Raw genomic sequence first — 23,870 nt, 5'->3', positions numbered from 1 at the left:
TGAATTAGCCAATACATCTTTTCAATGGTCGCCCATATATTGCCCATGGCAATTGAAGCGACGTTCACTGCGACTGACGGTGAATTTCCACTAGCTGCCGTCTTCGCAGAGTTTCCTACCGCCGAAATCGAATTAGACCGCGTCGTTCCAACGGATGAATTTATCATCCCGTATTTCTGGGTTCGGGATGTCGAAATCGAAAATATCTCGATGGAGAAAGTCACACACCCGGACATCCAAGACATACGTGTAGTTGATAATGTAAATGGAGAAGTGTTTATTCGTATCCACTGGGACTTGGCGCACGAGAGCGTCTTAACCGCAATTATCGAAACCAACGTGAACCTGATTTCTGCACTCGGGAAAGAAAACCAGTGGTCGTTCGAATTTCGGGCTGATTCCCAACAGGATCTCGCCGACTTCCAGTCATACTGTCGGGACCATAATATTCCTCTGGAACTTACGGAACTTCACGCACTCTCGCCGTTAGAATCGGGCCAAGAGTACGACCTGACCGAAGCACAGCGCGAAGCAATGACGGTCGCGTACACGCTCGGATATTATGATTCGCCGCGAGAGGCGACTCGGCAGGACGTCGCGGACGAACTGGGGATTTCACCGCAGGCTGTGGGGTCTCGGTTACGGAGAGGAACTCGACGATTAATCTCCAGAACGCTCATGCGACTTAAATAATAGTATATAAATACATTTCTGACGAAAAGGCAAGTCGCATCCCTCCAGCTCTCCTATTTAAGATATGCAACGTACGCTCAGAGGTGAGCAGAAGCCCCCAGCCGAAGCAGGACGACCTTCGGAAACGTTCCGCATCCTCCACGTCGATGACGAGCCCGACCTCTCGGAGATGGTCGGCATTTTCCTCGAGCGTGCAGATGATCGATTCGAGATTGTGCAGGCGAACAGCGCCAGCAACGGTCTGGACCATCTCTCCGAGCAGACGTTCGACTGCGTCATCTCCGATTACGATATGCCCGGCTGTAATGGCATCGAATTTCTCGAAGAGGTTCGAGACGAATTTCCCGATCTCCCGTTCATCCTGTTCACCGGAAAAGGCACCGAGGAAATTGCGAGTGACGCAATTTCGGCAGGAGTCACCGAGTACCTCCAGAAACAAACGGGGACGGATCAGTATACCGTGCTGGCCAATACCGTTTCGAACGCCATCGAGCATTACCGGGCTACTCAGGCGGTTCGACAACGTGAGCAACGGCTCCAAACTGTCCTTGATTGCGTAACGGATGCCATCGTCGAGGTGGATTCTGATTGGCGGTTCACCCTCGTCAATCAGCAGGCTGAGGAACTCTATGAGATGGATGAGGAGTATCTCCTCGGGCGGGATTTCTGGGAAGTCTTCAGCGAGGCGCTCGACACTCGATTCGAAGAGAAGTACCGACAGGTCATGGAAACACGGGAATCCACTTCGTTCATCGAATACTTCTCCCAGCTCGACGGTTGGTTCGACATCGACGTCTATCCGAAAAATGAGGGGGAATCGGGTTTTACTTCGCCGAAGTCACCGAACAACGCGAGCGCCAGCAGGAAATAGCACAGGCGAACGCCGTGCTCTCGACTCTATTCGAAACGCTTCCCGTTGGCGTCGTTGCAGAAGATTCCGACCGGAACGTGCTCGCGGTGAACGATCACCTGCTTGACCTCTTCGAGCTTCCCGGAGCGCCGGAAGATGTCCACGGTGCCGACTGTGTTCAGATGGCTGAGCAGGTCAGCGATATGTTCGTCGAATCCAACCGGTTCGTTGAACGGATCAATCAGCTGGTGTCCGACCGTGAACCGACGGATAACGAGCAATTAGTGTTCCATGATGACCGCATCTTCGAACGCGATTACCGACCAGTCGAACTTCCGGATGGAGATGGTCATTTGTGGGTCTATAAGGATATTAGCGAGCAGGACGAACAGCGACGACGATACGAGGCTGTCTTCAATCAGACCTATCAGTTCACTGGCTTGCTGGAGCCTGACGGAACAGTGCTTGAAGCGAACGACACTGTACTGGAGTTCGGCGGCCTTGACCGCGACGAGGTTGTCGGGCAAAATATGTGGGAGCTCCCGTTGTTCCAAAACTCCCAAGCGACCAGAGATCGGGCACAGTCCGCCGTTGAACGGGCGGCTGATGGAGACTTCGTCCATCACGAGCTGCGTCTCCAAGGGACCGACCGGGAGGCGATTATCGATTTCTCGGTACGTCCCGTGACCGACGAGCAAGGGAGTGTTCGATTTCTCGTCCCAGAAGGGCATGAAATCACGGACCGCAAAGAGCACGAGCGGGCTCTCCAGCGGGAACGGGATCGACTCGACGAGTTCGCAGGTGTTCTCAGCCACGACCTCCGGAATCCACTGAACCTCGCTGAAGCGCGATTAGAATTCGTACAAGAAGAGTGTGATAGCGAACATCTCCCTGTTATCGAGACAGCATTAGACCGCATGGATCGCCTTACTGAGGATGCCCTCTGGCTCGCCCGTGAAGGACGAGAAATCGGCTCGTTGGATGCGGTCGTACTTCACGATACGATAGACACCGCGTGGAACATCGTCGCTGATAATGCATCGCACGCTGAGTTACACTACGCAGATGACGGTTTCTCGACGGCCACAATTGAGGCAGACGATGACCGGCTTGGTCGACTCTTAGAAAATCTATTCCGAAACGCGATTGAACATGGTGGTAACGAGGTAACGGTTACCGTCGGTACAATGGACGATGGATTTTACGTCGAAGATGATGGTCCCGGTCTCCCCGAAGAGAGACGTGATAGCGTGTTTACTGCCGGCTATTCGGCTAGTGAAGATGGGACAGGTTTCGGACTATCCATTGTGAAACAAGTTGCCGAGGCACACGGCTGGGATGTCGGGCTGACGGAGAGTGAGGCCGGTGGGGCACGGTTCGACATTACCGGGGTTGAGACCACCTCGACTGATGAATAGAACCTCAGTATCTAACGTTCAGAGTATCTTGTCGATGTTATGGGTGAGACAGCCAACAGCGAGTTCACGGAACTGTTTCCACCAGTGGCGTGAGCGGACGAATGCGCCGTACTTGCGTTTGAGGCGGGAGTTTACTGTCTCGTTCTGACTGCGCTGACCGTAGAGGTCAGCATCCAGCCGAGCGTTCCACGCCTTATGAAGCGACGAAAATTCGCGGTGCTTGATAAGTGGACGAACACCAGTCTTACGGTCTAACGCACGGACTTTCTGGTCGTCGTACCCCTTGTCGCCGAGGAGAATCACTACTTCACCAGTATTCCGCTTGATGAGTGAGGGCGCGATCTGCGAGTCGTGTTTTCGTGTCGTCGTCACGTGTAAGTCGATGATTGCGTTCGACCTCGTGTCTACGAGGAGCGTGACTTTCAACTGCTGAATCGTCAACTTCGTTCGCTTCGTGTAGTGTTTCGAGGCGTGACTCCGGTCGAACCCCGAGGCGTCGATCCCGACGACGCCGTTGGTCGGGAGGAGTGTGATCGAGATGTTGAGCAGGACGCGCCAAACCGCCATACCGAGTCGATTGAACGCCTTACACAACGTCGAGGGGGAAGGAAGTTCCTCCAGTTCGATGGCTCTCCGAATCCGAGGCATCCGATAAGTTCGTCAAGTAGGGTTCGGTACGTCGTATTCTTCCGTACCTTGAGACAGAGCAAGACAATGTGCTGGTGAAGTGTGTACCGCTGTTTCGAGAACTTCGAAGAGTAGCGGGCAACAGCGCGCCGAGCCAAGTGATACGCCTGCTCAACGAACCGAAGCAACTGCGACTTCGGGAGGGTATGCATTTGGTCACACTACTGCTCGAACCTGTAACTCTCTGAGGATTTCAACAGAGCCTCAGTGGTCTATATCGACGATCTACTGGATTCTGCCACCAGGTCCCGAATATCGTCGAGCGAGAGGGGAGCAATGTCCCGGCGGGTATTTGTCTCCGTGTACAGGATGCTAGCTGCGATTTCACGGTTCGGGTAGACATCGCTAACGACGTGGTAGTAAACGCTCAGTTGCTTGCGGTACTCCGCTTCACCGTGCCGGCCGCGGTCGGTTTTGTAGTCGACGACCTCGACACGGTTCGGCGTCACGTGGACTAAGTCGACGGTTCCCGAGATGGTCACTCGCTCGCCGTCGACGGAGAGCGGAAGGTATGCGTCTTCTTCGATCAGTAACTCTCCGTCGAGACCGTCGATAAACCGCGCGACGTTCTCTTCGTCGCCGTTCCGTGGCTCGATGTCTTCACCGAGTGCGTACGCCTCGGCGAAGTCGTGTACCTGCGTGCCGAATTCGGTCCCACGACCGCCCTCCGCGCCCTCGAAGACGTCCTCAGAACGCTCCGCGTTCTGATGGGCTGCGGAAGGCGCCGGCGCCTCCCGAACGTCGTCGCGCATGAGCGTGTGCGGGGTGTGTCCTCGTGGCCCCTCTGGTACCGGAATAGTGACCTGCAGTGAGGTCTGTTCTGTTTCATCTCCAATCACGTCAGGAACTTCGGGAGTAATTGACTTCACCTCGACGGGGAGTTCTTCGATGAACGTGTTCGGGTCCTCGCCGGCGGTGAAGACGACGTGGCTCTCGGCGCGCGTGATGGCGACATAGAGGAGGCGGCGCTCCTCGTCGTAATCGCGAGGCAGACACTTTCGCAGGACGTCGGCCCGCCAGTTGTCGTAGACGTGGGGCATTCCGTGCGCATCCGCAGAGTACACCTTTCGCTGACGGAGACCGACGGGATCGTCGTAGGTGACGACGCCGCCACCACCGCCGCCCGGCGGGAAGCGCCCGCTGTTCATGTTCGCCAAGACGACGACGGGGTACTCGAGGCCCTTCGTGGCGTGAATCGTCTGAACCGTCACCGAGTTCGTCCCCGCGCCGGCGTGCACCTCGTGGGTACTGCCGGCTTCGATGCCGCGTTCGATGAACCGGATGAGGTCGCCACGCGTCTGTGTCGTCGCGTTGTGGACCGGCTGGAGCGTGTGGAGGACGACGTCGGCCGTCGGCCCGTCGTAGCCGTAGCGAGCGAACACGCGCCGCGCGACGCCGCCGAGTGTCTCCATTCCCTGAAGCTCTTCGCGGAACGCCGTCATGTTCTCGGGATACGCCTCGCGCTCGAGGATCGCGTCGATCTCGTCGAGCGTGTAACCCGCTCGCTCGAGCACGACCGCCCAGCCGCGGTCGATGTCGTCTTCGAGGATGCGCAGCCAGGCGAGCAGAAGCTTCGCCTGATCCGTTCGGAAGAGCTCGATACCACCCTCGTACGCCATCGGCAGGCCGTACGCCTCGGCGGTCCCCAGCAGCTCGCGCCCGAAGTCACGAGTGCGCGTCAGCACCGCGATGTCACCGTACTCCGGCGGCCGGAGATCGCCGTCTTCGCTCTCGACGCAGTACTCCTCGTTTCCGACGATCTCCTGGATCTTCGCCAGCACCGCCTCCTGCTCTTCGTCGCTCTGGACGGCTTCGATGGTGGTGTTCTCGTGGTCCGCGTTCGGCTGGAGCGAGACGACGCGATCGTCGACCGCCTCGACGTCGACGTCGTCGCGGTTCGCCGCGGGAACACGCAGGCCGTGTTCCGAGAAGTCGAGTATCTCCTGCGTGGAGCGGTAATTCTCGACGAGTTCGATGGTAGTGACGGGACGCGTGGGGAACGAGACGCGTTCGTGGTCGCTGTTCAGTTGGTCGACGAACCGATCGAGTCGGTCTTCGAACTCGACGATGTTGTCGACGTCGGCGTACTGAAAGCTGTAGATGCTCTGCTTCCAGTCCCCGACGACGCAGATGTTGTTCGTCCCCGCGAGCAAGAGTGCGAGTTTGAACTGGATCTCGCTGGAGTCCTGGAACTCGTCGATCGTCACGTATTCGAACGCGACGTCGTCGCGCAGCTCGTGATTTTCACAGAGCAGGACGAACGCGAACAGCTGGAGCATCCCGAAGTTCAGGTAGTTCCGCCGCAGCGCGAACCGGAGATACTCGTGGTAGACGTCGTGGACGAACTGCTTCAGTCCCCCCGATCCTCCTCGAAGACGAGCCCTGCAATATCGTCGGGCACCTGCTTGCCGCTGCCGCGAATCTCCGACTTCTCGGGTGCATCGGGCAGGTACGTCTTGTTCCGGCCGTAGCGACCGAGCTTCGACCGGAGCAGCGACTGCTTGCTCCCACCGTTCCGCGGCTCGTTCAGCTCGTCGAACTGTCGTTTGAACGCCGCGAAGTCACCGTCGAGGTGTCGCTCGCCGTCCCTGTACCACCCCTCGGCGTCGGGGAACACGCCTTTCGCGGCGAGTTGATTGATGAGGTCGAGCAACCCGTCCGGGTTCGAGAGCGCGCGGAAGACGTCGTCGTACTCGGGATGGTCGTCGCTGAATCGGTCGATGAACTCGCCGAACAACGCCTGTTCCACGAGTTCGTCCTCGATGATTCGCGTCGACCCGGTGACGCGGTCGTCGATGCCGAGATAGGTTGGCGCGGCGTGACCGTGCTCTTCGAGGACGTCGTGGCACAGCGAGTGGAACGTCTGGATCGGCGCGTCCGCGAGTTCGCGCATCCCGTAATGGCAGTGCCCGACGATGCGCTCTTTCATCTCGGCGGCCGCGTTGTTCGTGAACGTCACCAGCAGGACGTCCTCTGGGTCGACGTCGTCTTGTGAGACGATGTTGGCGTAGCGTCGCGTCACGGTGAACGTCTTGCCCGTTCCAGCGCCGGCGTCGACGAGGTGGAGGCCGTCCGTGCTGTCGATGAGTTCCCGTTGCTGGTCGTTCGGTTCGAGGTCGGTCATCGGTCACCCTCCAGGAGTAGGTCGCGGGTGTCCACGTAGCGGTAGTTCGGCTCGCCGCCGAGTCCCTCGACGGGGAAGCGCTCTTCCCCGGCGCGTCGTCGATTCAGCTCATCGAGACGCTCGTCGACGAACGCCTCGAACGCGTCGAGGTCGCCCTCGAAGAACGTCTGTCCGCGAACGCGCGTCAACTGGCGCATCGCCTGCTTGCAGCCCGACTCGACGTACTTGTAATCGCCAACGCAGTCTTTCATCCGTGCAGTCAGCGTCTGGCCGAACGACGAATCGATGAGTTCGTCGCTGTCGGTCGTCTCCGGGAGGGCTGTCTCGTCGAAGACCGCAGCGTACTCCTCGTAGTCCACTTGGGAGAGCGTCTTCTGACAGTTGTTCGAGCCGTCCTCGACGAGCTCGTCGAAGAACGCCTTCGAGCGGGCGTACTCGTCGAAGGGTATCGGGTAGTAGGCGACCGTCGTCAGCGTGTCGTCGAGGTCGACCTCGCCCGCGACGACGTCGTCGAGCGTCTCGAGGAAGTGGAAGAACGTGAATTCCAGTTGGTGGTCGGGGTACTGTGAGCGCCAGTGTGTGAGATACAGCAGTGACTGAAAGTTCGGCGAGTCGCTGGGCGGGTCGAGCGCTGAATTCTTGACGACTTGGGAGGCGCTCTTGCGACGACCGCTCTTGTGGTCGATCAGCTGCGACCGTGAGTGAACCAGGTCGATCTTGCCTTTCAGTCCCAGCTCGTCGTTCTCGAACCACCGTTCAGTGATGGACGAGTCGACGGGCCTGTCGAAGCGCTCGGCGAAGACGTTACTTCCCCAGGCACTTGTGGTAGTAAGGAACTCGCCGTCGACCGGCCTGTTCTCTTCGAAGAACGTGATGATCGTCTCCAAGCCGGCGCGGTATTTCGTCCGCCTGGTCGCCTCGTCGACCGACCGGACGAACGGCCGCGTCTCCTCGAGGATGTACTCCACGACGTCGTCTACGACGTCCTCGTCGACGAAGTCCGGATGGTGGATGTAGAACTCGGCGAAGTTGTGGAAGAGGTTCCCCTCCTTGAAGTAGTCCTTGTCGGGGCCGTCGACGAGTCTGCCGAAGAAGTGGTCGCGGGGGAATTGACGTACGTGCCGAGGCTCGACTGGCTGATAGTCGATACCTGGGTGGTGGTGGCGTCGACCGGTTCCTTCTCGAACCCACCACCGGAACGGTCGAACAGTCGCGTGTGCGTCTCCGAATCGAGGTCGCTGAAGCGTTCGAACTTCTCGTCGAGCAGTTCTTCGAAGTAGAGACACGGCGTCACCGGTGAGCCACCCTTCGCATCCTGGACGAGGTAGTACTGTTTCGTTCCGCTCTGGAGGAGGAGCTGGAACTGCTGGACGTTGCGCGTGTACTGAGCGTCCTGATCGACCCACGGTCGCCGTGGAGCCGAGTGCGTCCAGTCCTCGTCCAGTCCCAGGTAGAAGACGACCGGGCGGTCGACGTAGGCGGCCGACTTCGCGTCGGCGAGCAACACGCCCTCGTTCTCGCGATCGACCGGCACCTCGTAGCTCTGGAGGTAGAACACGAGCCGATCAACTGCACGCTCGGTTGCGCGTGTGTCGGCGATGCCGAGCGTCTCCAGTTCGTCACGGAACGCGTCGAGCCGGCGGTCCGCCCTGTTTTCGAATCTGTCGAGCGCCTCGGCGAAGGTCCGGCTCTCGATGCGCTCACAGAAGTCGACGACCCATTCGAGTTCGCGGTCGTCGAGTTCGTACAGCCGTTTCTCGTCGTGTTCGACGTCCAGCGAGACGTCGAGACGCGCGAGGAGCGGTCGGATCTCACCGACGCGAGTATCGGTGCCGCCGTGCGCGGCGCGAAGCAACTGGACGAACGTGCGGTGGTCGGGATGGTCGACGAACCCGGGGCCACCGTAGAACGGGACGTCGTCGGCTTCGAGAGCGGACTCGACGAGTGTAGAGAATTCACTCCCCGGTCGAGCACGACGGCGACGTCGGCGGCGTTCTCCTCGGTAACGGCGTCGGCGACCGTGTCGACGATGGCCGTCGCGGAGTCGAAGATGTGGAACGGTGGATGATCGAACGCCTGCTCCCCGAACGTGTCGTACGTATCGTAGTCGTTGGGGAGGACGGAGCGCTCCAGTTGCGTCAGTTGGTCGTCGCCGACGACGGCGACGCTCTGATCGGCGTCGATGCTGTATTCGGTGAGCCGCTGCGACGTCGTGTCGAGGTCAGCGATGTACTCGACCGCTTGGCGTGTGGCGTCGTCGACGTACGCATCGTAGTCGAGGATCGCGCCCAAGTGGCCACGATGCTCCCAACACTGGAGGATGTTCCCGATTGCGTACGCGCCGTGCTTCCAGTCCAAGTCGGTCTGTTCGACGAGCTCCAAGAAGGCGATACGATCCTCGGCTTCTTCCCGTCGACCCGCGGCGAGACGGCGGGGAGTAATCGCGAACGAGCCGAGATGTGGCCGGTCGATGCGGCGGTTCAACGCGCTGGCCAGCGGCGCGTCCGGTACCACGACGAGGTCGTATCCGGCGACTTCCTCGTAGAGGTCGTCGATCGGTTTGGCCCGAGGAAATGACACGACGGAAAGAGCCGGCTGTCAACTAATAAAGGTTCATAGAGCGAGAGGATTCCCCTCGACGAATCCAGATCCGTATTCGTCCGCAGAATTGCGGATTCGGGTATCCCTACTCGGCTTGGACTCGTTGCAGCACGAGCCTCGTCTGTGGCGTACCAAGTCGTTTTTCTCGGTAAACGAGGCCGATTCCGGCAAGTCGACCGAGGACCGACCCGACTTCTTCCCGGTCATCGTCGTTTCCCTGATCGCCGAAAGGTGAGCCGTCCATCTCGGTCGATTTCCCGCCGCCGACGACAAGGACAGTGCTCCGACGGCGACGAGGCTCAGAGCACGAACACCGCGTGAGTGAGTCGGATTTCGCATCGTTGTACTTCTGAAGAGCGCTCGGCGTGGTTAGCCGAGGACGTATTCGAGGGCGGGGTAGCGCTCGACGAGCGCCTCGCCGCCGATTTCGTACTGCTCGATGTACTGGTCGAGTCCGAGGATGCGGCCCGCGCCGAACGCGGCGACCGCGAGGAACACGAGCATGTACGCGAAGTCGCCGTTGATGAATCCGTGGGCCATCTCCCAGTTCCCGAAGTAGAACATGAGCATCATGAGCGCGCCGAAGAACGCCGCGAGGCGAACGAACGCGCCGACCAGGAGGCCGAGGCCGATGAACAGCTCGCCCCACGGGACGGCAACGTTCGCGAACTCGACGAACCACGGCGTGCTCCCCATCCACGCGAACATCCCTGCGAGCGGGTTGCCGTTCGTCGCGGCGACGTTCGACAGGTAGCCGCCGGCGGCGAACTCGCCGGTGATCTTCGTGAAGCCGGAGTAGGCGAACGCATAGCCCATCATGAGCCGGAGCGCGAGCACGAACCACGCGCTGAGGCTGTGGACTTTCCCGCCAACGGTCAGGCCGCCGACTCTGCTCTCGAGCTGGTTCATGCCGGAGTCGAGTGTGGACATAATTATTGCACCTTCAACTATCAGTAGGCTGGGAGAGACGATATAATAGCGAGCCGGCGTTCTGAGTCAGAAAATCGGCGGGCTATATTACGCTCCTGTCGTGAGTACGTGAGTGTGACCGAGGAGCCCGAACCGTCGGAAGTCTTCGCCATACTCGACGACGAGTACGCTCGCGACATCCTCGTCGCAACGAAGACCGACCGGCTGTCCGCAAAGGAACTCAGCGAGGAATGTGACATGTCACGTCCGACCGTCTCGCGCCGTGTCACGCGCCTCGTTGAGCAGGGCCTTCTCGAGGAGTACACGCACGTCAACCCTGGAGGACGGCACTACAGCGAGTACGAGGCACGCCTCGAACGCGTCGAAGTCCTCCTCCAAGAGCACGGGTTCGACATCAACATCGACGTCCGGCCGGACCCCGCCGACCGGATCACGTCCATCTTCGAGGAGATGCGGGGGGACTGACTCATGGAACACACGCTATTCGTCATTGGCAAACTATTCACCACCGCGCTGGCGCTGGTTATTGCCTACCAGGCCTATCGCGGATACCAACGGCATCACACGCAGTTACTCCTGTACGTCGCCACCGGCTTCGCGCTGGTTGGACTTGGCGGCCTCCTTGAAGGCGTTCTCTTCGAACTCCTCCAGGTGTCGATCTTCGAAGCAGGATTCGTCGCAGCACTCGTGACCGCAGCCGGGATGCTGTCGATCCTCTACGCCCTGTATGCCCCGAATCCCTGAGGATTCGGGACGTTCATGCGAAAAGCGGCCTCTGCGCGTCGTTCCCGGTTCGAAGATTGTGGCTACAGACACCACTTTGAATCCAAAGTTTGACCCCTAAGATACCCGTACCATCGAAAGAGAAATCCGCTAAAGAGAGGGGGACGTAAGTAGCCCTGTATGTCGACGACCATCACCGTGGAAGGAATGTCGTGCGGTCACTGTGAGCAGACGGTCGAAGAGGCCCTCGAAGAGGTCTCCGGTGTGACTGACGTGACCGTCGATAGGAAGAGCGAACAGGCAAGCGTTGATGGTGAGGTAGATGTCACGGCCCTCGTGAAGGCCGCCGAAGACGCAGGGTACACCGCTCACGCCTGAGTATCGTGAGCTGCAGATAGCACGGACCACTTCGAGACCACAGCTACCCGTTGTCTTCTGAGTGTACCTATGCTGTTCCTGCTGTACGATTTTAGGGGGCGAAGATTCAGGAAGCCGGCGAATCCACCTCAAGAGAGAACATGACCCATGGACGACCACAAAGATACAAATGAGAATCCCTCGGGAGGGGAACACCAGCAGGACGACAGCAGTCACCAGCACGAACACGGCGAGCACGATGAAGGGCCGCCGAGGCTGACGAGCAACGGGTAGAACAGGAGCTACTGGAGGAGGAGGCTCACGCTTCTGCGGCGAGTGAGACGGCGCCCCACGAGCAGCACGAGCACACCGGCCACGAGGGCGAAGGGCACGGCCACGGTTCCCACGAGGGACACGGCGAGGGTCACGGTGGGATGCACGAAGGCCACGAGCAGATGTTCCGCCGGCGCTTTTTCGTCTCGACGCTCCTGTCGATTCCCGTCCTTCTGTACAGCGAAATGCTACAGGAGTGGCTTGGGTTCTCCGTCCCCGCGTTCCCGGGCAGCGAATGGATCAACCCTGTCTTTGCGGTCATCGTCTTCGCGTACGGTGGGGTGCCGTTCCTCCAGATGGCGGTGCCGGAGCTGAAAGACCGGGCACCGGGGATGATGACGCTCATCTCGATGGCGATTACCGTCGCGTTCGTCTACAGCCTTGCGAGCGTGGTGTTCCCGACGCAGTCGGCGTTCTTCTGGGAGCTCGTCACGCTGATCGATATCATGCTCCTGGGCCACTGGATCGAGATGCGGTCGGTGCGCCGGGCCTCGAGCGCGGTCGACGAGCTGGCGAAACTGATGCCCGATACCGCCGAGCGTATCACTGACGGTGGAGAGATCGAGGAAGTCCCGGTGAGCGAACTCGAGGAAGACGACCTCGTGCTCGTCCGGCCTGGCGCGAGCGTGCCCGCCGATGGCGTCGTCGATGAGGGTGATTCGGACGTCAACGAGTCGATGATCACCGGCGAGTCCAAACCCGTCTCGAAGGTGCCTGGCGACGAGGTCATCGGCGGCACCATCAACGGCGACGGGAGTCTCCGCGTGCGCGTAGGTGCGACGGGCGAGGAGACAACGCTCGCGGGTATCATGCGGCTCGTCGAGGAAGCCCAGCAGAGCAAGTCCAAGACGCAGGTGTTGGCCGATCGCGCGGCCGGCTGGCTGTTCTACGTCGCGCTCGGGGCGGCAATCGTGACCGCAATCGCGTGGACGCTCGCGGTCTCGTTCGATGCAACCGTCATCGAGCGTGTCGTCACAGTACTTGTCATCGCCTGCCCACACGCACTCGGGCTCGCCATCCCTCTCGTGGTCGCGATTAATACCTCGCTCGCCGCTCGGAACGGGATGCTCGTTCGCGACCGCATCGCGATGGAGGACTCACGGAATCTGGACGCGATCATCTTCGACAAGACGGGGACGCTCACCGAAGGCGAGCACGGCGTCGTCGGCATGGCGACCGTCGACGGCGTCGATGAGGACGACGCGCTCGCGCTGGCGGCGGCGGTCGAGAGCGACTCCGAACACATGATCGCGCGAGCGATTCGCGAGGCAGCTGACGAACGTGATCTATCCACTCCTGAGGCAACCGATTTCGAAGCGATCAAAGGCCGAGGGGTTTGCGCGAAGGTAGATGGAAACGAGGTGTACGTCGGCGGGCCGAACCTGTTAACCCAACTCGATAGCGAGATACCCGACCATCTCCAGCGCTTCGCTGACGAGGCCGGCCAGAAGGCCCAGACAGTGGTGTATCTCGTTCGGGATGAAGAGCTGATCGCCGCGTTCGCAATGGCCGACGTTATCCGCGAGGAGAGTTTCCGCGTCGTCGACGCGCTCCACGATCTGGGCATCGAGGTGGCGATGCTGACTGGGGACTCCCAGGACGTCGCCAACGCTGTCGCCGACGAACTGGGCATCGACACGGTGTTCGCGGAGGTCCTCCCCGAAGACAAGGACAAGAAAGTCCAGGAACTCCAGGATCAGGGGAAGCTCGTGGGGATGGTCGGCGACGGTGTGAACGACGCGCCGGCGCTGACGCGGGCCGACGTCGGCATCGCGATCGGGAGCGGCACCGACGTCGCGGTCCAGTCGGCCGACGTCATCCTCGTCCAGAACAACCCGATGGACGTCGTTCGGCTGGTGAAACTCAGTAAGGCGAGCTACCGGAAGATGCAGGAGAACATCGTCTGGGCCGCCGGCTACAACGTGTTCGCGATTCCGCTCGCAGCAGGCGTGTTGGCACCGATCGGGATTCTGCTGTCTCCCGCTGTGGGTGCGCTTCTGATGTCGTTGAGTACAGTAATCGTCGCGATCAACGCCCAGCTGCTCCGCCGCGTGGACCTGTCCATCCCCGAGCTTCCAAGCGGGACACCGGCGACTGACGCACAACCTGCAGACTGAAACGCTCCCGATCGCTCCGGAGCTTCTTTCAATTGAGTTCGGTTGGTGGACAGCAAATGGCGACACTGCGTAATTTCGGTGGGTATCGCTATGCAGTCACCGATTCCACAGTTTTCCCGAGGGGTACGTAGTTCGGTATACACAGACGCTTCCTCTGATGGGCTACATTGCTGCGCCAGCACTAGGTTTATACCGTTAGACGGATTTCTTTATAGTATGAGCCTCGAAGAGACAGTTGACTACCTCGCCGAGGAACTCGACCTCGAGCGAAGTGAACACGTCCGTGAGGTTGGTCAGTCAGTCGCCGAACTTCGCGACTGATCAGAACATTTCTCTGAAGTCCCGTTCGACGAGTCCGTCTTCCAAATACGTGATGAACTCTTGTTTCGTTGGTCCTTGACGGTCGAGCAGATAGTCCCGTTCTGCTCGTTCGAGAACTGACTGCGCGAAGTCCGTACAGTGGGATTCATGGTGCTCAGCGTATTTCGAAAGGGCTTCTCGCCAGTGCATATCCAGCTCGAACTCGGCTAATCGGATTTGGATCCCGTCTTTCCGTTCGACGAGGTCGACGTCCAGGTCTTCGAGTTGCTTGAAACGGAGGTTGTTCCGGCGGACCGTGATGAGCCGCTTGGAATCGACGATGTAGGGATTGACCCACTTTCGCCAGGTATCGTCGTCGACGTGTATTCGTGGCATCTCAAAATCCGGGTCCACACTCTCAATACAGAACTGCAGCATCGCAATGCCAGTTCGATGATTCGCATTCGGGAGGGAATGTCGGAGAATCAAATTCGACATCACTTCCCCAGCGACGGTCGGGAGTGGTGCTCCCCAGGATACGTGATCGAGTGCCTGCTGGATCTTTTGTGGTTCGAACTCCTTGTAGAGCCGAAACTCATTCTCATCTCGAACATCGACAGCTGCTTCGAGCAATTCCACTAATCGGAATGTGACAACTTGGCCAGCACGAGGGAGATCACGAATACGGTCGCTCAGCCATTCCTGATCGAAGTCGATGTCTTGGGCTGATTCGATCTCTGAATCGCCTTCGTAGAGCACATAGACTGGTGTTTCGAAGGGGTACCCGATGAGCTTTGTCGACTCGTCGGATTGCACTCGCTGAGACCGGATCTCTGCTACCGATGCCGAGCTAAATTTGAGTGAGAAATTCTCGGCCTGTGGGTGGTGATAGAAGACGAGCCGAGCCATCTCACCGTGTGTTCGTGGGAAGTGGGTAAAGCAGTCCCGCTTTTATAATGGTTCTACGACGGAGTGGGTACGTTCACATCTTCTAAATACTGGCTTTCCCACTCACGTCGCGCCTCGATCTCCCGCAATCCGCGTTGCGTGACCGTGTACACGTTAGTCCGCTTGTCGAGTTCACCCTTCTCGAGCAGTCCTTTGTTGACGAGATCGTCGAGATTCGGATAGAGGCGGCCGTGGTTGATCTCCTGCTCGTAGTAGTCGTCGAGTTCGTCCTTGATTGCGAGCCCGTGTGGTTCCTCGAGCCCGGTGGTTACGTACAAGATGTCCCGCTGGAACCCAGTTAGATCGCGCATCTATCTGTTCCCTATTTTTGAGGGGTAGCATATGTTTTCTCTGGTACCCAGAGGCGAACTCGGTATGAATGGTCAGTCAGACCACATTAAAACTTCGAACCTTTATATAGTGGACGGGAAAAGTCCGCGATGGAATGTCTGACCTAATCGTCAAAGCAGCCGTGAAGGATGCACTCTCGGACCACAACGTCTCGGCAGATTTCTACGACGCTCTCAACGAAGAGGTCGCCGAACTGCTCGACGACGCCGCAGAGCGTGCCGAGGCCAACATCCCTCGACGAACCGTTTGCCACGAGCTCATCACCCAGCTCACGCGGTCGGCATCACCAGTGGAGCCAAACCGCGATGCCCCAGCCAGTGAGCCAGACACGTCCGCCGTGAAACCAGTTCAAGAATTCCGGACACCGTAGACCAACTTCTTAACCAACACTTCGGGCCCTGTCTACACTTTGTTGGTTAATACTCTTGCTAGCGAGATCCCTTTATTCAGAAAAGGTGCTAAACTTGGACGACTAAATCGGTGAGTAGGACAACATAGTTCTCATTAACGTCTTACCGGGAGAGTTTGGAGTCAGTCGAATTTAACAAAACCGTAGTTGGGTTATAAGCAGTTTTTGCAGTCATGCCGTCAGAATTCCTCTTGGACCCATGTTGGTCGAGATATGGAGACAGTTCCGCTCTTCTGGAGTTCGAAACTGTGTCTAATTGTTTCCTCTTCTCCACCAAGACTCACTTCTCGCTCGATAAATGCACTATGAACGGTGCTCTCAAAATCCATTCTGACTTTCCCATTCAGATTTTTGGATTCTCGATCTAGGTACTCTATATCCATCGCCTCTAAGTCAGCTGATTTCAGATCGAACTCCAAGAGTTTCTCCCCTTTCGTTTCAATGACCTGTTCTGGGGTATAGTCTCCGAATTTAATCATGCCCGAAACTTGTCTGGAACCATTTATATTTGTTAACGTATTAGCTGAAATGAACTTCACTCCGTTGGGAAATTCTTCATTGAGAAACCCGCCCGACGCGTGAAAATTTTTGAACGATTTGTCCGTAGCTGATTTATAGAACTTAGTATTTCCAGTGGCACTCGATTTGAAATAAATATCTGATCCGTTAATAAACACACCATATTCCTCTGTGGGGTGTTTAATGCTTCTAAAGTGCCTCTTTTGCTTCAGGCTACTTTGATATCTTGACTTTGTGTGCCCCGGATTCGATTTTTCAAAAATAATCTTGTAGCCATTATTGGAGATGGATGACCGGGTCGCTTGTAGAACTTCAGCTGGGTCATCTATCCCTTCTTTAGATGTCCCAGGTGGATACTCACTTTCCGCCAGATCCGGACTTCCAATACCAAAACAACCAGCAGTCGATGCGGCAACTAACGCTCCACTCTGAATCAAGAGCTTCCGTCTGGAGGTCATTCTTAAGACACGAGAGTATAAGATGACTTAATCGTGATGAATCAGACCTTCTATACTGACAAGTTACACTTTGTTTCTCTGTAACATATAAATAAAGTCTGTGATCACTGATCATGCATCTTTTATGTTCTCACATATCGACTCGGTAGCATATGGACGACGGATCACACAACCATTGGCATACCGGGCGGAGAGAGACGTTACGGACGATAGGCGGCGCGGCAGCAACGGTCAGTCTGAGTGGATGTCTTGGGATTCTGGGCGAAAAAGAGCGAGACGTTTCGCTGGAACCGACCAATTGGATCACGCCGTCAAGCATTGACCGTGCAGTCGCCTCCGGCTATGCTGACTTCAGCAGTATTTATCGCTCTGTTAATTAGATGGCCGACGTCACATGGAAAGCGTTCACAGATTGGTACGGACAGCCCGCACCCCAGCCCGGAAACAGCTCCACGTATCCGCTGGTACCAAAAGACGTGATCGCTGGCGGGAGCCCATTCGTCGTTGACCAGGACAGTGACTTATGGCACTACAGCAAGGATATCCCGGCGATGGCAGCCGTCACTATCCAATCAGGATATGACGAGGAGCCACTAAAACATCTGACCATCTACGAGTTACCCGATTCAGCAACGAAAAAAGAGCTGAAGGAGTACCTGTCGAATCACGGAAGAAATTTCAAACAGATCGACTCGGTCTCGGTGACGAACTCCCTGAACGTATACAACGAAGCTGGAGCGTTCACCAGCAGTACCTGTGCCCTGAAGACGGGGTCCTAGTCAATCAGATCGGGAGCCTGGCCGACAACACGGGCAACGTGAACTACAGCCATCTGGTCGGGGCTGTTGAGCGTGCCGGGACGTCGATTGAACTCGGCGACCACCCTGTCAGCCAGCTTGTGGAGATGGACATGGTGCATACGTACGAGTTCACTGATGAGGCCTCTATCGAAGCAGTGTCGAAATCCATTGGCATCGACTTTGCAAATCAGAAGAAAGTGGAGCTCTACACCTTCGAAGACCAATCGGCAGCAGCGCAATCTCGGGATCGATTTGGGATCACGAACGAAGCCGCCCTGAGCATCAAGACAGATAGCCAGAAAGCAAACAAATTCATCTGGGATTCCAACGCAGTCAAGTATCAGAACGTACGCACAGCGGGGCGAGGAGTCAGTATCGAGGCCGACATCACGGACCTTCCACAAGCGATCACTGACGGGAACATTATTTGGTCGTCTCGATTCGGCGTCTTGTGACTGCTGGTGTCAGATATGGCCCCATTGTGTCATCAGTGAACAGGAGTTTCCGTCTCGGAGCTGAATAAAACCAACATTGAGAAACTGCTGACAATGTTCTGCCTGAATTCACACCCACAACCCCGTCAGCCGCCAGTCCGTGAGTCAAAGTATCCTGACGACCAGTCGACTCGGTGACCGACTGACAGCGCTCGACACAGCCTGTTTATCGGCGCCGCGAGGCGTGCAGCGCGCGACAGCGTGCGCGGCGTGATTCAGCATGCCTGGTCCCGATCCGCACGACGACACGAGTGCCAACTACGAACAGTTCGAGCGAGCACAGCTCGCTCAGGACCGCGACGCCGCCGGCGTCGACACGGCGGACGTCGACGACGAGACGGCCCAGCGCCTGGTCAGCGACCTTGTCGACGCGGACGTCGTCACTCCGGTTCCCGAGGATCAGGTTCTGGTTCACGAGCCGAGCGGCACCGCGTTGGATTCGACGATACAGCTGGCCGTCTTCCATCGGGGCTGGACGGCCGGTCGCGACGCCGACGGGGAGGGCGAGTGATGCAGCAGACCCTCGTTGGCTGTGCGTTCTGCGATGCGCCGCCCGGTACCGAGACTGGCGAGGCCCACACCTGGGGACAGGACGAGCGGGTTACCCACCCGATCTGCGTCGACTGTGCCATCCAGATGGAGTCGGATCCCGACGAGCGCGATCACGTCGCCTGTGACGGCTGTGGACTGGTCGTCGACACGCGGCGCTCACGCGGTTCCGAGTGGAACTCGGGCATCTTGAAGGTCCGTTGCAGCTGTGCGAACGGTGTAGTCCGAGCGGACTCGCGACGTATTGGACGCGCAATCTCGAGGAGCATCTCGTTGCGACACCGGCGGAGTGACCCTCTCCCGAATCTCTGGCACGTAAACTCGCCCATCCAAAGTAGCAAACATACCAAACAACTATCTTCCAACATCCCCAACACCCGTCTATGTCGAGTGGCACCATCGATATCGAGGAGTTCGAGAACGCCGATGCCGACGACTTTGAGGAGCGGACCGACACCGAGCGGATCGTGGTGTTTCTCGATGAAAACGACGACCGTGCGTGGAAGGCCGCGACGATCGCTGAGCGACTCGGACTGGAGACAGACGCCGTCAGCGCGATCCTCTCACGGTTAAAGGAACGAGGGCTCGTGCGGCACAAGCGCCCGTACTGGGCAATCACGGACGACACGGAACGGCTCCATGCTGCCTACCGGCTCCACCGCCACCACGAGACAGCAGCCGACCAGTACGGTGAGGAGCGTCTCGAAGAGCTCCAGACCGACGAGATGGAGGACGTGCAGTGACGGCGTTCGAAGATCTGGGCGACATCATACCTGCTGAAGCCGATCCGCGATGATTTCGAGGCCCTCCCAGAGAACACCGACCGGCGCCGTCGCTGCAAGCGATACTTCGTCGTAGTCGTACTCGTCGGTTGGTGACGCTCGTTCCTGATAGTGGAGGTGGCCGTCGACGTGTGGGTTCGGTTCGAGATGGACTCCGCAGTCGAATCCCGACGACTCGCTATAATGGATCTTGAAATTCGACGTGAGTGATGTCCGACGACGGTCGTCGAGACTCGTCTCCGGTGGGATGTGCAGATTCGGCTGCCACGTCACCCGTAGCGACGCCGATTCAACATTGCGCCCGAACTGTGCCGGGTCGACGTCCGCCTCGAGTTCAGCATACTGTCCGTCCGGGCTCCCCCACGCGGAGATGATGGCTGGATGGCGTTCGAGTTGCTCGCGCAGCGATCGCAGAATCCGGTGACGTTTCTCAACGTCTTCCTGCGTCGACTCCCAGCCGCCATCTGGTCGCTGTGGCTGACGGCCGGGCCCACGATCGACGGCAGGCTGCACACTACCGTCATCAGTTCCGTCCACGTTAGTCATGCGGACGCGGGCGGCCGGGCAGTATACGTCTCGTAGTGGTCGATCGCGTCCCGAAGCAGCGAGAGTTGGTACTGTGCGGACTCCCAATCTGCCGCGATACGCAACCGCTGTTGGGCGTCCTCGACCGAGACGTCTTCCGTGACGGACGCACGAAGCGACCGCGGTGACTCGACATCATACTCCGCTTTCCAGGACTCGATATCTGCTTGGATGGCTGTTGCCTGTTGGGTGAGGTCGGCTTCGGAGTTCTCTGCAACGAGTTCCTGTATCGCAGTCAGGCGCGTGTAGACCGGGTCCGGATAGTACGTCTTGCCTCGTGCTGACTCGTCGGTGACGAGCACACCGAGGTCGACGAGACGTTCGAGATGATTCCGCGTCGTCGGTTCAGAGACATGTGCTTCACCGGCGATCCAGCCCGCTGTCCGCGGTTCCTCGAGGGACGACGCAACCGACCGTACTCGGTCAAATCCCGTTGTTGCGTCCTTCCACTGCGAGATATATGCCGGTTCGTCTTCCCCATCACGAGAGTCCGCCATACCCAACACCACGCCGCGGAAGAACATAATATTTTCCATAGCCAAAATAATCTACTCTAGATTTCCTGTGGCAGATTTCGAAGAACAAGCCGGTTTGTGGGCCCCAAGGCGGTGAAGGCGTTCGTCCTTCTCCCTATGTTACTCAGCCATCGCCAGCACGACCAGCGCCACATCGCCAAAGACCTCACAGAATACCGAAAGAGCACGTATTTCGACGCAACGGGCCGACCGACACCACGAATTCGTCCTCGGCAGAGTTCTCGTCCCGGTCATCGAATTTCGCCACCGAACCGAAGCAACGCGTTCAGGCCAGCAGTAATCCACGCATCCTTTACTGATTCGCTGTAAACTGTAAGTAAGAACGATCCGTGTCACGTACCTCACATCGCGCCGACGGCGACATCGTCCGCGACTTTCTCGCGGTCGCGGACCTCCTCGAGGAGCCACAGCTCGCCCAGCTGTACGCGTATCTCGCCCGGGAGGGCAAGGCGACTGTCCAGGACGTGATGGCCGACCTCGAGCTCGCCCAGGGGACCGCCTACAGCTACGTGAACCAGCTCGTCGACGCCGACGTCGTCGACGTCACCGACGACGAGCAGCCACGCCGGTACGCTGCCCGGGAGATCGACCTGACCGTGACGACGGCTGCCGGCGACCGCGAGTACACGATCACGCCGGCGCTCATCGACGCCGTCGGCCGCCGAGAGACGGACGCCGACATCGACACGTACATCGACCGCCACGGCGTCGCCGGCCTTGCGACCGCGCTCACCTACGCGGTCGCTCGAGAGCGCGGCGAGGTGACCCATCGGCTGATGGCCGAAGACCTCGATATCTCCCCGCTGGCCGCGGAAATGATTCTGCAGGCGCTCCGGCCCGTCGTCCACGAGCACTACGACATCGAGGAAGCAGGGACGGGACTCGACGAGTTGGATATCGACGACGGCGACGCGGCTGACGACGTGTGAGCGCGCTCCATATCGCCGACACCGGCCTGTTCGTCGCGATGGGGCAGCCCTCGAACAGTCGGTACCAGGCCGTTCGGCGGTTCGCTCGCCGGAACGACGTCACCTTCGTCCTGCCCGAACGGGTGTACGAGGAGCTGACTGTCGACGATCCGGACGTCGAAGCTCCGCGCGTCGACACCGCGATCGACGAGGCTGGGCGACGGTTGCGACGCCGCTGGAGTTCTCCGAGCCTGTCGTCTCGCGGGTGATGGACGGCGTCCAGCGGTACATCGCGAACGCCGACGACCGCCCTGCCGACGAGGTCGAGCGTGCCGACGCGGCCCTCGCTGCGCTGCTGTCCAACATCTCAGCGCGGGGACGGCGACCGAGGTGTACATCTACACGACCGATATCGCGGCCGGCGAGGGGGCCGAAACCGTGCTCGCGAGTGAGGGGTACGGTGACTCGGTGACGTTCGTGAACGGCTTCCGGTTCATCGAGGACCTAGTCGCCGGCAACAGCTGACTGATTGCTAATCTGGTTCGTAGGGGACGATACCCGAAAGCCCTCGGCCGTTCGACGTCCTGTACCGGATGAGACGCCATCTCGTCATCTCTGTGACTGCCCACGTGAGCAGCGAAGGAGCGTAAGTTGTAGGTTCAATTTAACCAATAACTCGATGGGATGCGGTCAATTTGTAGGTTAAGACCCTATTGTTTCAGTATCGCCGGGCTACCTGCATACTGGCTGTCGTGTGAACAACAGCTCGTCCCCAGCCCCGGATATCAGAGAACCGGCGTAACAGCGTCTCTTTCTACAAATGAAATCCGATCTTGTTCACACGAATATCGCCGTCTCGTGTGTACATTTCGGAAACCGTCAGTCAAGACGTGAAACCGAGAGGGGAAATGTGGAGAACTAGATAGCCGCTTCTCCGGCGTAGATGTCCGCAATAAACTCACGGTCGGTGAATGCGGTCGCGTTAAGTTAGTGGATGAGGCGGACGAGTTCCGAGTGTCTATGCCAGAATTCGACCGCCTCAATGGATGTATCGAGTGGATCGACTTGTCGTTTGTGGAGCGAAAGCGGACTCCCGAGTGGGCGATTCGAGTGGGCATCCGGTGTCATCTCGCCGGTATGTCAACGAGGGATGCCAGTCAGTTTCTCGATGAATTGGGAGTCAAACGCAGTCACGTTGCGGTTCATAATTGGGTGCACAAGGCCGATCTACAGCCGATTTCGATGGTGAGTGCGGATCAACTTGCGGTCGACGAGAAGGTGATCCGCATCAACGGCGACGACTACTGGCTGTACGGTGCCGTCGATCCCCAAACGAACGAAATCCTGCAGTTTAGGCTGTTTTCGACGACGACGAAACAGACAACGCGGTGGTTTCTGGCCGAGCTACACCGACGAAATCAACTCGATGGTGTCGAATTTCTCGTCGATGACGCCGATCATCTAGTGAACGTCCTCGACGAAGACGGGTACCGATTCCAGATGATTTCACACGGGAATCGGAATGCCATCGAACGCGTCTTTTGGGAAATAGAACGACGAACTTCCTCGTTTGCAACTAGTTTCAGCCATGTCGAACCGCAGACAGCAGAATCGTGGCTCCAAGCTCTCGCCGTCCGGCACAACTCACGCCAAAGTTAACACGACCTGCGAGAGGGGCCTTGATGATGTACTTGATAGTGCCCGTATTCTTCCCCTATTTCCTGGATCCTGAATCCCACTACAATCCGATATTCCCGAACAAGCATTTAGCCCGACAGGGTTGTCTAATAGGATCCTGTAAGAGACCAACATTGGGTCACTGCTCGGCGAAGCTGCTCTACTCAAACGAACGGCAACTCCCGACATCGAGGAGCATCCTGCAGGCTAATTATTTTCTGGGAGGGCGCTGAGATGCGGATTATGAGTGACAGTTTCGAAGCCGATCTCACCGCCTCGTTAGAAGATCGATTTCCGGAGGGGAACGATGAAGTTTCGGATGTAGTTGAACGAGTCAAAGAGGCTCAAGAATACGAGTATACGTCGCATCTAGACCTCCATGATATTGAGAGCGTCATTACCGGAATCGAGAACTGGTCACAAGATCAGGGAATAACTGCGGGATGGAATCGGTGGATAACCGTCGGAGTCCCAGATACTGATACGAGCCATCTGAAGGTGTAGGTGGTTTTACGGACAGATGGGACCGCGTCTCGCATAACCCCGATAATAGTCACAATTCGAGATCGGCGATAATGGCAGCGTGGTCACTGCAACTCTGGGCATCGTGATCGTAGATGCACGGTGTGCAGTGAACGAGTCGGACGCGAACAAGTGATCGAATCGCTTGGTATTCCAACTCGTCTCCACGACGTCGACAGCTCTGTAGCCGTGCTGTGCT

At 58.2% G+C, this 23,870-nt stretch carries 20 protein-coding genes and 6 pseudogenes; 17 read left to right on the top strand and 9 right to left on the bottom strand.

From position 1 onward, the window contains the following. Window positions 1-45 precede the first annotated feature (45 nt). The 3 genes from ACFQJD_RS08145 (at window position 46) to ACFQJD_RS08135 (ending at window position 2,961) form a co-directional block, all read left to right on the top strand. A complete protein-coding gene (locus ACFQJD_RS08145; RefSeq protein ID WP_379797451.1) occupies window positions 46-693 on the top strand; it encodes a helix-turn-helix domain-containing protein in 648 nt (215 codons plus the stop codon). A gap of 64 nt (window positions 694-757) precedes the next feature. Continuing rightward, window positions 758-1,564 (top strand): response regulator, encoded by an 807-nt coding sequence (locus ACFQJD_RS08140; RefSeq protein ID WP_379797449.1) that lies wholly within the window; start codon window positions 758-760, stop codon window positions 1,562-1,564. A gap of 14 nt (window positions 1,565-1,578) precedes the next feature. After that, the gene (locus ACFQJD_RS08135; RefSeq protein WP_379797447.1) at window positions 1,579-2,961 is read left to right on the top strand and encodes a PAS domain-containing sensor histidine kinase; all 1,383 of its coding nucleotides are present in this window, start codon (window positions 1,579-1,581) and stop codon (window positions 2,959-2,961) included. 18 nt (window positions 2,962-2,979) lie between these two features. Here ACFQJD_RS08135 and ACFQJD_RS08130 read toward each other — a convergent pair. From ACFQJD_RS08130 to ACFQJD_RS08115, 4 genes and pseudogenes are all read right to left on the bottom strand, one after another. Further along, window positions 2,980-3,800 (bottom strand): annotated as a pseudogene (locus tag ACFQJD_RS08130) (IS5 family transposase). Window positions 3,801-3,860: 60 nt separating this feature from the next. Beyond that, window positions 3,861-6,772, bottom strand: a pseudogene (locus ACFQJD_RS08125) (UvrD-helicase domain-containing protein). Beyond that, a pseudogene (locus ACFQJD_RS08120) lies at window positions 6,769-9,352 on the bottom strand (PD-(D/E)XK nuclease family protein). Before ACFQJD_RS08120 ends, ACFQJD_RS08125 begins: the two co-directional pseudogenes overlap by 4 nt. A 390-nt stretch (window positions 9,353-9,742) precedes the next feature. After that, a complete protein-coding gene (locus ACFQJD_RS08115; protein ID WP_379797445.1) occupies window positions 9,743-10,303 on the bottom strand; it encodes a DoxX family protein in 561 nt (186 codons plus the stop codon). 114 nt (window positions 10,304-10,417) lie between these two features. On the opposite strand from ACFQJD_RS08115, the gene ACFQJD_RS08110 reads away from it, so the two are divergent. The 4 genes from ACFQJD_RS08110 to ACFQJD_RS08095 all read left to right on the top strand — a co-directional run bounded on the left by ACFQJD_RS08110 (window position 10,418) and on the right by ACFQJD_RS08095 (window position 13,833). Beyond that, window positions 10,418-10,768 carry an ArsR/SmtB family transcription factor gene (locus ACFQJD_RS08110; RefSeq protein WP_379797443.1) on the top strand — a complete coding sequence of 117 codons (351 nt, stop codon included), beginning with the start codon at window positions 10,418-10,420 and terminating at the stop codon, window positions 10,766-10,768. A gap of 3 nt (window positions 10,769-10,771) precedes the next feature. Continuing rightward, window positions 10,772-11,047 (top strand): DUF7521 family protein, encoded by a 276-nt coding sequence (locus ACFQJD_RS08105; protein ID WP_379797441.1) that lies wholly within the window; start codon window positions 10,772-10,774, stop codon window positions 11,045-11,047. 159 nt (window positions 11,048-11,206) lie between these two features. Beyond that, window positions 11,207-11,404, top strand: a complete 198-nt coding sequence (locus tag ACFQJD_RS08100) for a heavy-metal-associated domain-containing protein (protein ID WP_379797439.1) — start codon at window positions 11,207-11,209, stop codon at window positions 11,402-11,404. 413 nt (window positions 11,405-11,817) lie between these two features. After that, window positions 11,818-13,833, top strand: coding sequence for a heavy metal translocating P-type ATPase (locus ACFQJD_RS08095; RefSeq protein WP_379797437.1), 2,016 nt, complete (start codon window positions 11,818-11,820; stop codon window positions 13,831-13,833). A gap of 321 nt (window positions 13,834-14,154) precedes the next feature. Here the strand turns inward: ACFQJD_RS08095 and ACFQJD_RS08090 are convergent, their stop codons facing one another. Both ACFQJD_RS08090 and ACFQJD_RS08085 read right to left on the bottom strand, forming a co-directional pair. Continuing rightward, the gene (locus tag ACFQJD_RS08090; protein ID WP_379797435.1) at window positions 14,155-15,042 is read right to left on the bottom strand and encodes a hypothetical protein; all 888 of its coding nucleotides are present in this window, start codon (window positions 15,040-15,042) and stop codon (window positions 14,155-14,157) included. Between the two features lie 53 nt (window positions 15,043-15,095). Then, the gene (locus tag ACFQJD_RS08085) at window positions 15,096-15,392 is read right to left on the bottom strand and encodes a PadR family transcriptional regulator (protein ID WP_379797433.1); all 297 of its coding nucleotides are present in this window, start codon (window positions 15,390-15,392) and stop codon (window positions 15,096-15,098) included. 134 nt (window positions 15,393-15,526) lie between these two features. On the opposite strand from ACFQJD_RS08085, the pseudogene ACFQJD_RS08080 reads away from it, so the two are divergent. Continuing rightward, window positions 15,527-15,679, top strand: a pseudogene (locus ACFQJD_RS08080) (DUF1931 domain-containing protein); the annotation flags it as partial. A gap of 341 nt (window positions 15,680-16,020) precedes the next feature. Here the strand turns inward: ACFQJD_RS08080 and ACFQJD_RS08075 are convergent. Then, on the bottom strand, window positions 16,021-16,818 hold the full coding sequence (locus ACFQJD_RS08075; protein WP_379797431.1) for a hypothetical protein: 798 nt from the start codon (window positions 16,816-16,818) through the stop codon (window positions 16,021-16,023). 380 nt (window positions 16,819-17,198) lie between these two features. Here ACFQJD_RS08075 and ACFQJD_RS08070 point away from each other — a divergent pair, with 380 nt between their 5' ends. The 5 genes and pseudogenes from ACFQJD_RS08070 (at window position 17,199) to ACFQJD_RS08050 (ending at window position 19,404) form a co-directional block, all read left to right on the top strand. Beyond that, window positions 17,199-17,597 carry a hypothetical protein gene (locus ACFQJD_RS08070; protein WP_379797429.1) on the top strand — a complete coding sequence of 133 codons (399 nt, stop codon included), beginning with the start codon at window positions 17,199-17,201 and terminating at the stop codon, window positions 17,595-17,597. Window positions 17,598-17,635: 38 nt separating this feature from the next. Then, complete coding sequence (locus tag ACFQJD_RS08065) at window positions 17,636-18,073, top strand: hypothetical protein (RefSeq protein WP_379797427.1); 438 nt, start codon at window positions 17,636-17,638, stop codon at window positions 18,071-18,073. Window positions 18,074-18,332: 259 nt separating this feature from the next. Beyond that, entirely contained in the window at window positions 18,333-18,623 is a 291-nt protein-coding gene (locus ACFQJD_RS08060; protein WP_379797425.1) for a hypothetical protein, read from the top strand. Then, window positions 18,623-18,954, top strand: a pseudogene (locus ACFQJD_RS08055) (hypothetical protein). The gene ACFQJD_RS08060 and the pseudogene ACFQJD_RS08055 overlap by 1 nt, the downstream one beginning before the upstream one ends. A gap of 90 nt (window positions 18,955-19,044) precedes the next feature. Next, window positions 19,045-19,404, top strand: a complete 360-nt coding sequence (locus ACFQJD_RS08050; protein WP_379797423.1) for a MarR family transcriptional regulator — start codon at window positions 19,045-19,047, stop codon at window positions 19,402-19,404. A 24-nt stretch (window positions 19,405-19,428) separates the two neighbouring features. Here ACFQJD_RS08050 and ACFQJD_RS08045 read toward each other — a convergent pair whose 3' ends face one another. Beyond that, window positions 19,429-19,956, bottom strand: a complete 528-nt coding sequence (locus ACFQJD_RS08045) for a hypothetical protein (protein ID WP_379797421.1) — start codon at window positions 19,954-19,956, stop codon at window positions 19,429-19,431. Between the two features lie 29 nt (window positions 19,957-19,985). After that, window positions 19,986-20,330, bottom strand: a complete 345-nt coding sequence (locus tag ACFQJD_RS08040; RefSeq protein WP_379797419.1) for a DUF7342 family protein — start codon at window positions 20,328-20,330, stop codon at window positions 19,986-19,988. 563 nt (window positions 20,331-20,893) lie between these two features. On the opposite strand from ACFQJD_RS08040, the gene ACFQJD_RS08035 reads away from it, so the two are divergent. The 4 genes and pseudogenes from ACFQJD_RS08035 to ACFQJD_RS08020 all read left to right on the top strand — a co-directional run bounded on the left by ACFQJD_RS08035 (window position 20,894) and on the right by ACFQJD_RS08020 (window position 23,653). Further along, entirely contained in the window at window positions 20,894-21,493 is a 600-nt protein-coding gene (locus tag ACFQJD_RS08035; RefSeq protein WP_379797417.1) for a DUF7437 domain-containing protein, read from the top strand. Continuing rightward, window positions 21,490-21,997, top strand: a pseudogene (locus ACFQJD_RS08030) (hypothetical protein). The gene ACFQJD_RS08035 and the pseudogene ACFQJD_RS08030 overlap by 4 nt, the downstream one beginning before the upstream one ends. Before the next feature lie 495 nt (window positions 21,998-22,492). Continuing rightward, the gene (locus ACFQJD_RS08025; protein WP_379797415.1) at window positions 22,493-23,131 is read left to right on the top strand and encodes an IS6 family transposase; all 639 of its coding nucleotides are present in this window, start codon (window positions 22,493-22,495) and stop codon (window positions 23,129-23,131) included. 261 nt (window positions 23,132-23,392) lie between these two features. Further along, the gene (locus ACFQJD_RS08020) at window positions 23,393-23,653 is read left to right on the top strand and encodes a hypothetical protein (protein WP_379797413.1); all 261 of its coding nucleotides are present in this window, start codon (window positions 23,393-23,395) and stop codon (window positions 23,651-23,653) included. Window positions 23,654-23,870: the final 217 nt, after the last annotated feature.

The sequence above is a fragment of the Haloplanus sp. GCM10025708 genome (genome assembly GCF_042663985.1).
Classification (GTDB): domain Archaea; phylum Halobacteriota; class Halobacteria; order Halobacteriales; family Haloferacaceae; genus Salinirarus; species Salinirarus marinus.
This window is presented reverse-complemented; position numbering and strand designations above follow the sequence as displayed.

What these genes read in the sequence shown, in the direction of transcription:
- ACFQJD_RS08145 (WP_379797451.1), top strand. Translation starts at nt 46, where the DNA reads ATGGCAATTGAAGCGACGTTCACTGCGACTGACGGTGAATTTCCACTA.
- ACFQJD_RS08140 (WP_379797449.1), top strand. Translation starts at nt 758, where the DNA reads ATGCAACGTACGCTCAGAGGTGAGCAGAAGCCCCCAGCCGAAGCAGGA.
- ACFQJD_RS08115 (WP_379797445.1), bottom strand. Translation starts at nt 10,303, where the DNA reads ATGTCCACACTCGACTCCGGCATGAACCAGCTCGAGAGCAGAGTCGGC.
- ACFQJD_RS08105 (WP_379797441.1), top strand. Translation starts at nt 10,772, where the DNA reads ATGGAACACACGCTATTCGTCATTGGCAAACTATTCACCACCGCGCTG.
- ACFQJD_RS08100 (WP_379797439.1), top strand. Translation starts at nt 11,207, where the DNA reads ATGTCGACGACCATCACCGTGGAAGGAATGTCGTGCGGTCACTGTGAG.
- ACFQJD_RS08095 (WP_379797437.1), top strand. Translation starts at nt 11,818, where the DNA reads ATGCACGAAGGCCACGAGCAGATGTTCCGCCGGCGCTTTTTCGTCTCG.
- ACFQJD_RS08090 (WP_379797435.1), bottom strand. Translation starts at nt 15,042, where the DNA reads ATGGCTCGGCTCGTCTTCTATCACCACCCACAGGCCGAGAATTTCTCA.
- ACFQJD_RS08085 (WP_379797433.1), bottom strand. Translation starts at nt 15,392, where the DNA reads ATGCGCGATCTAACTGGGTTCCAGCGGGACATCTTGTACGTAACCACC.
- ACFQJD_RS08075 (WP_379797431.1), bottom strand. Translation starts at nt 16,818, where the DNA reads ATGACCTCCAGACGGAAGCTCTTGATTCAGAGTGGAGCGTTAGTTGCC.
- ACFQJD_RS08070 (WP_379797429.1), top strand. Translation starts at nt 17,199, where the DNA reads ATGGCCGACGTCACATGGAAAGCGTTCACAGATTGGTACGGACAGCCC.
- ACFQJD_RS08060 (WP_379797425.1), top strand. Translation starts at nt 18,333, where the DNA reads ATGCCTGGTCCCGATCCGCACGACGACACGAGTGCCAACTACGAACAG.
- ACFQJD_RS08050 (WP_379797423.1), top strand. Translation starts at nt 19,045, where the DNA reads ATGTCGAGTGGCACCATCGATATCGAGGAGTTCGAGAACGCCGATGCC.
- ACFQJD_RS08025 (WP_379797415.1), top strand. Translation starts at nt 22,493, where the DNA reads ATGCCAGAATTCGACCGCCTCAATGGATGTATCGAGTGGATCGACTTG.
- ACFQJD_RS08020 (WP_379797413.1), top strand. Translation starts at nt 23,393, where the DNA reads ATGAGTGACAGTTTCGAAGCCGATCTCACCGCCTCGTTAGAAGATCGA.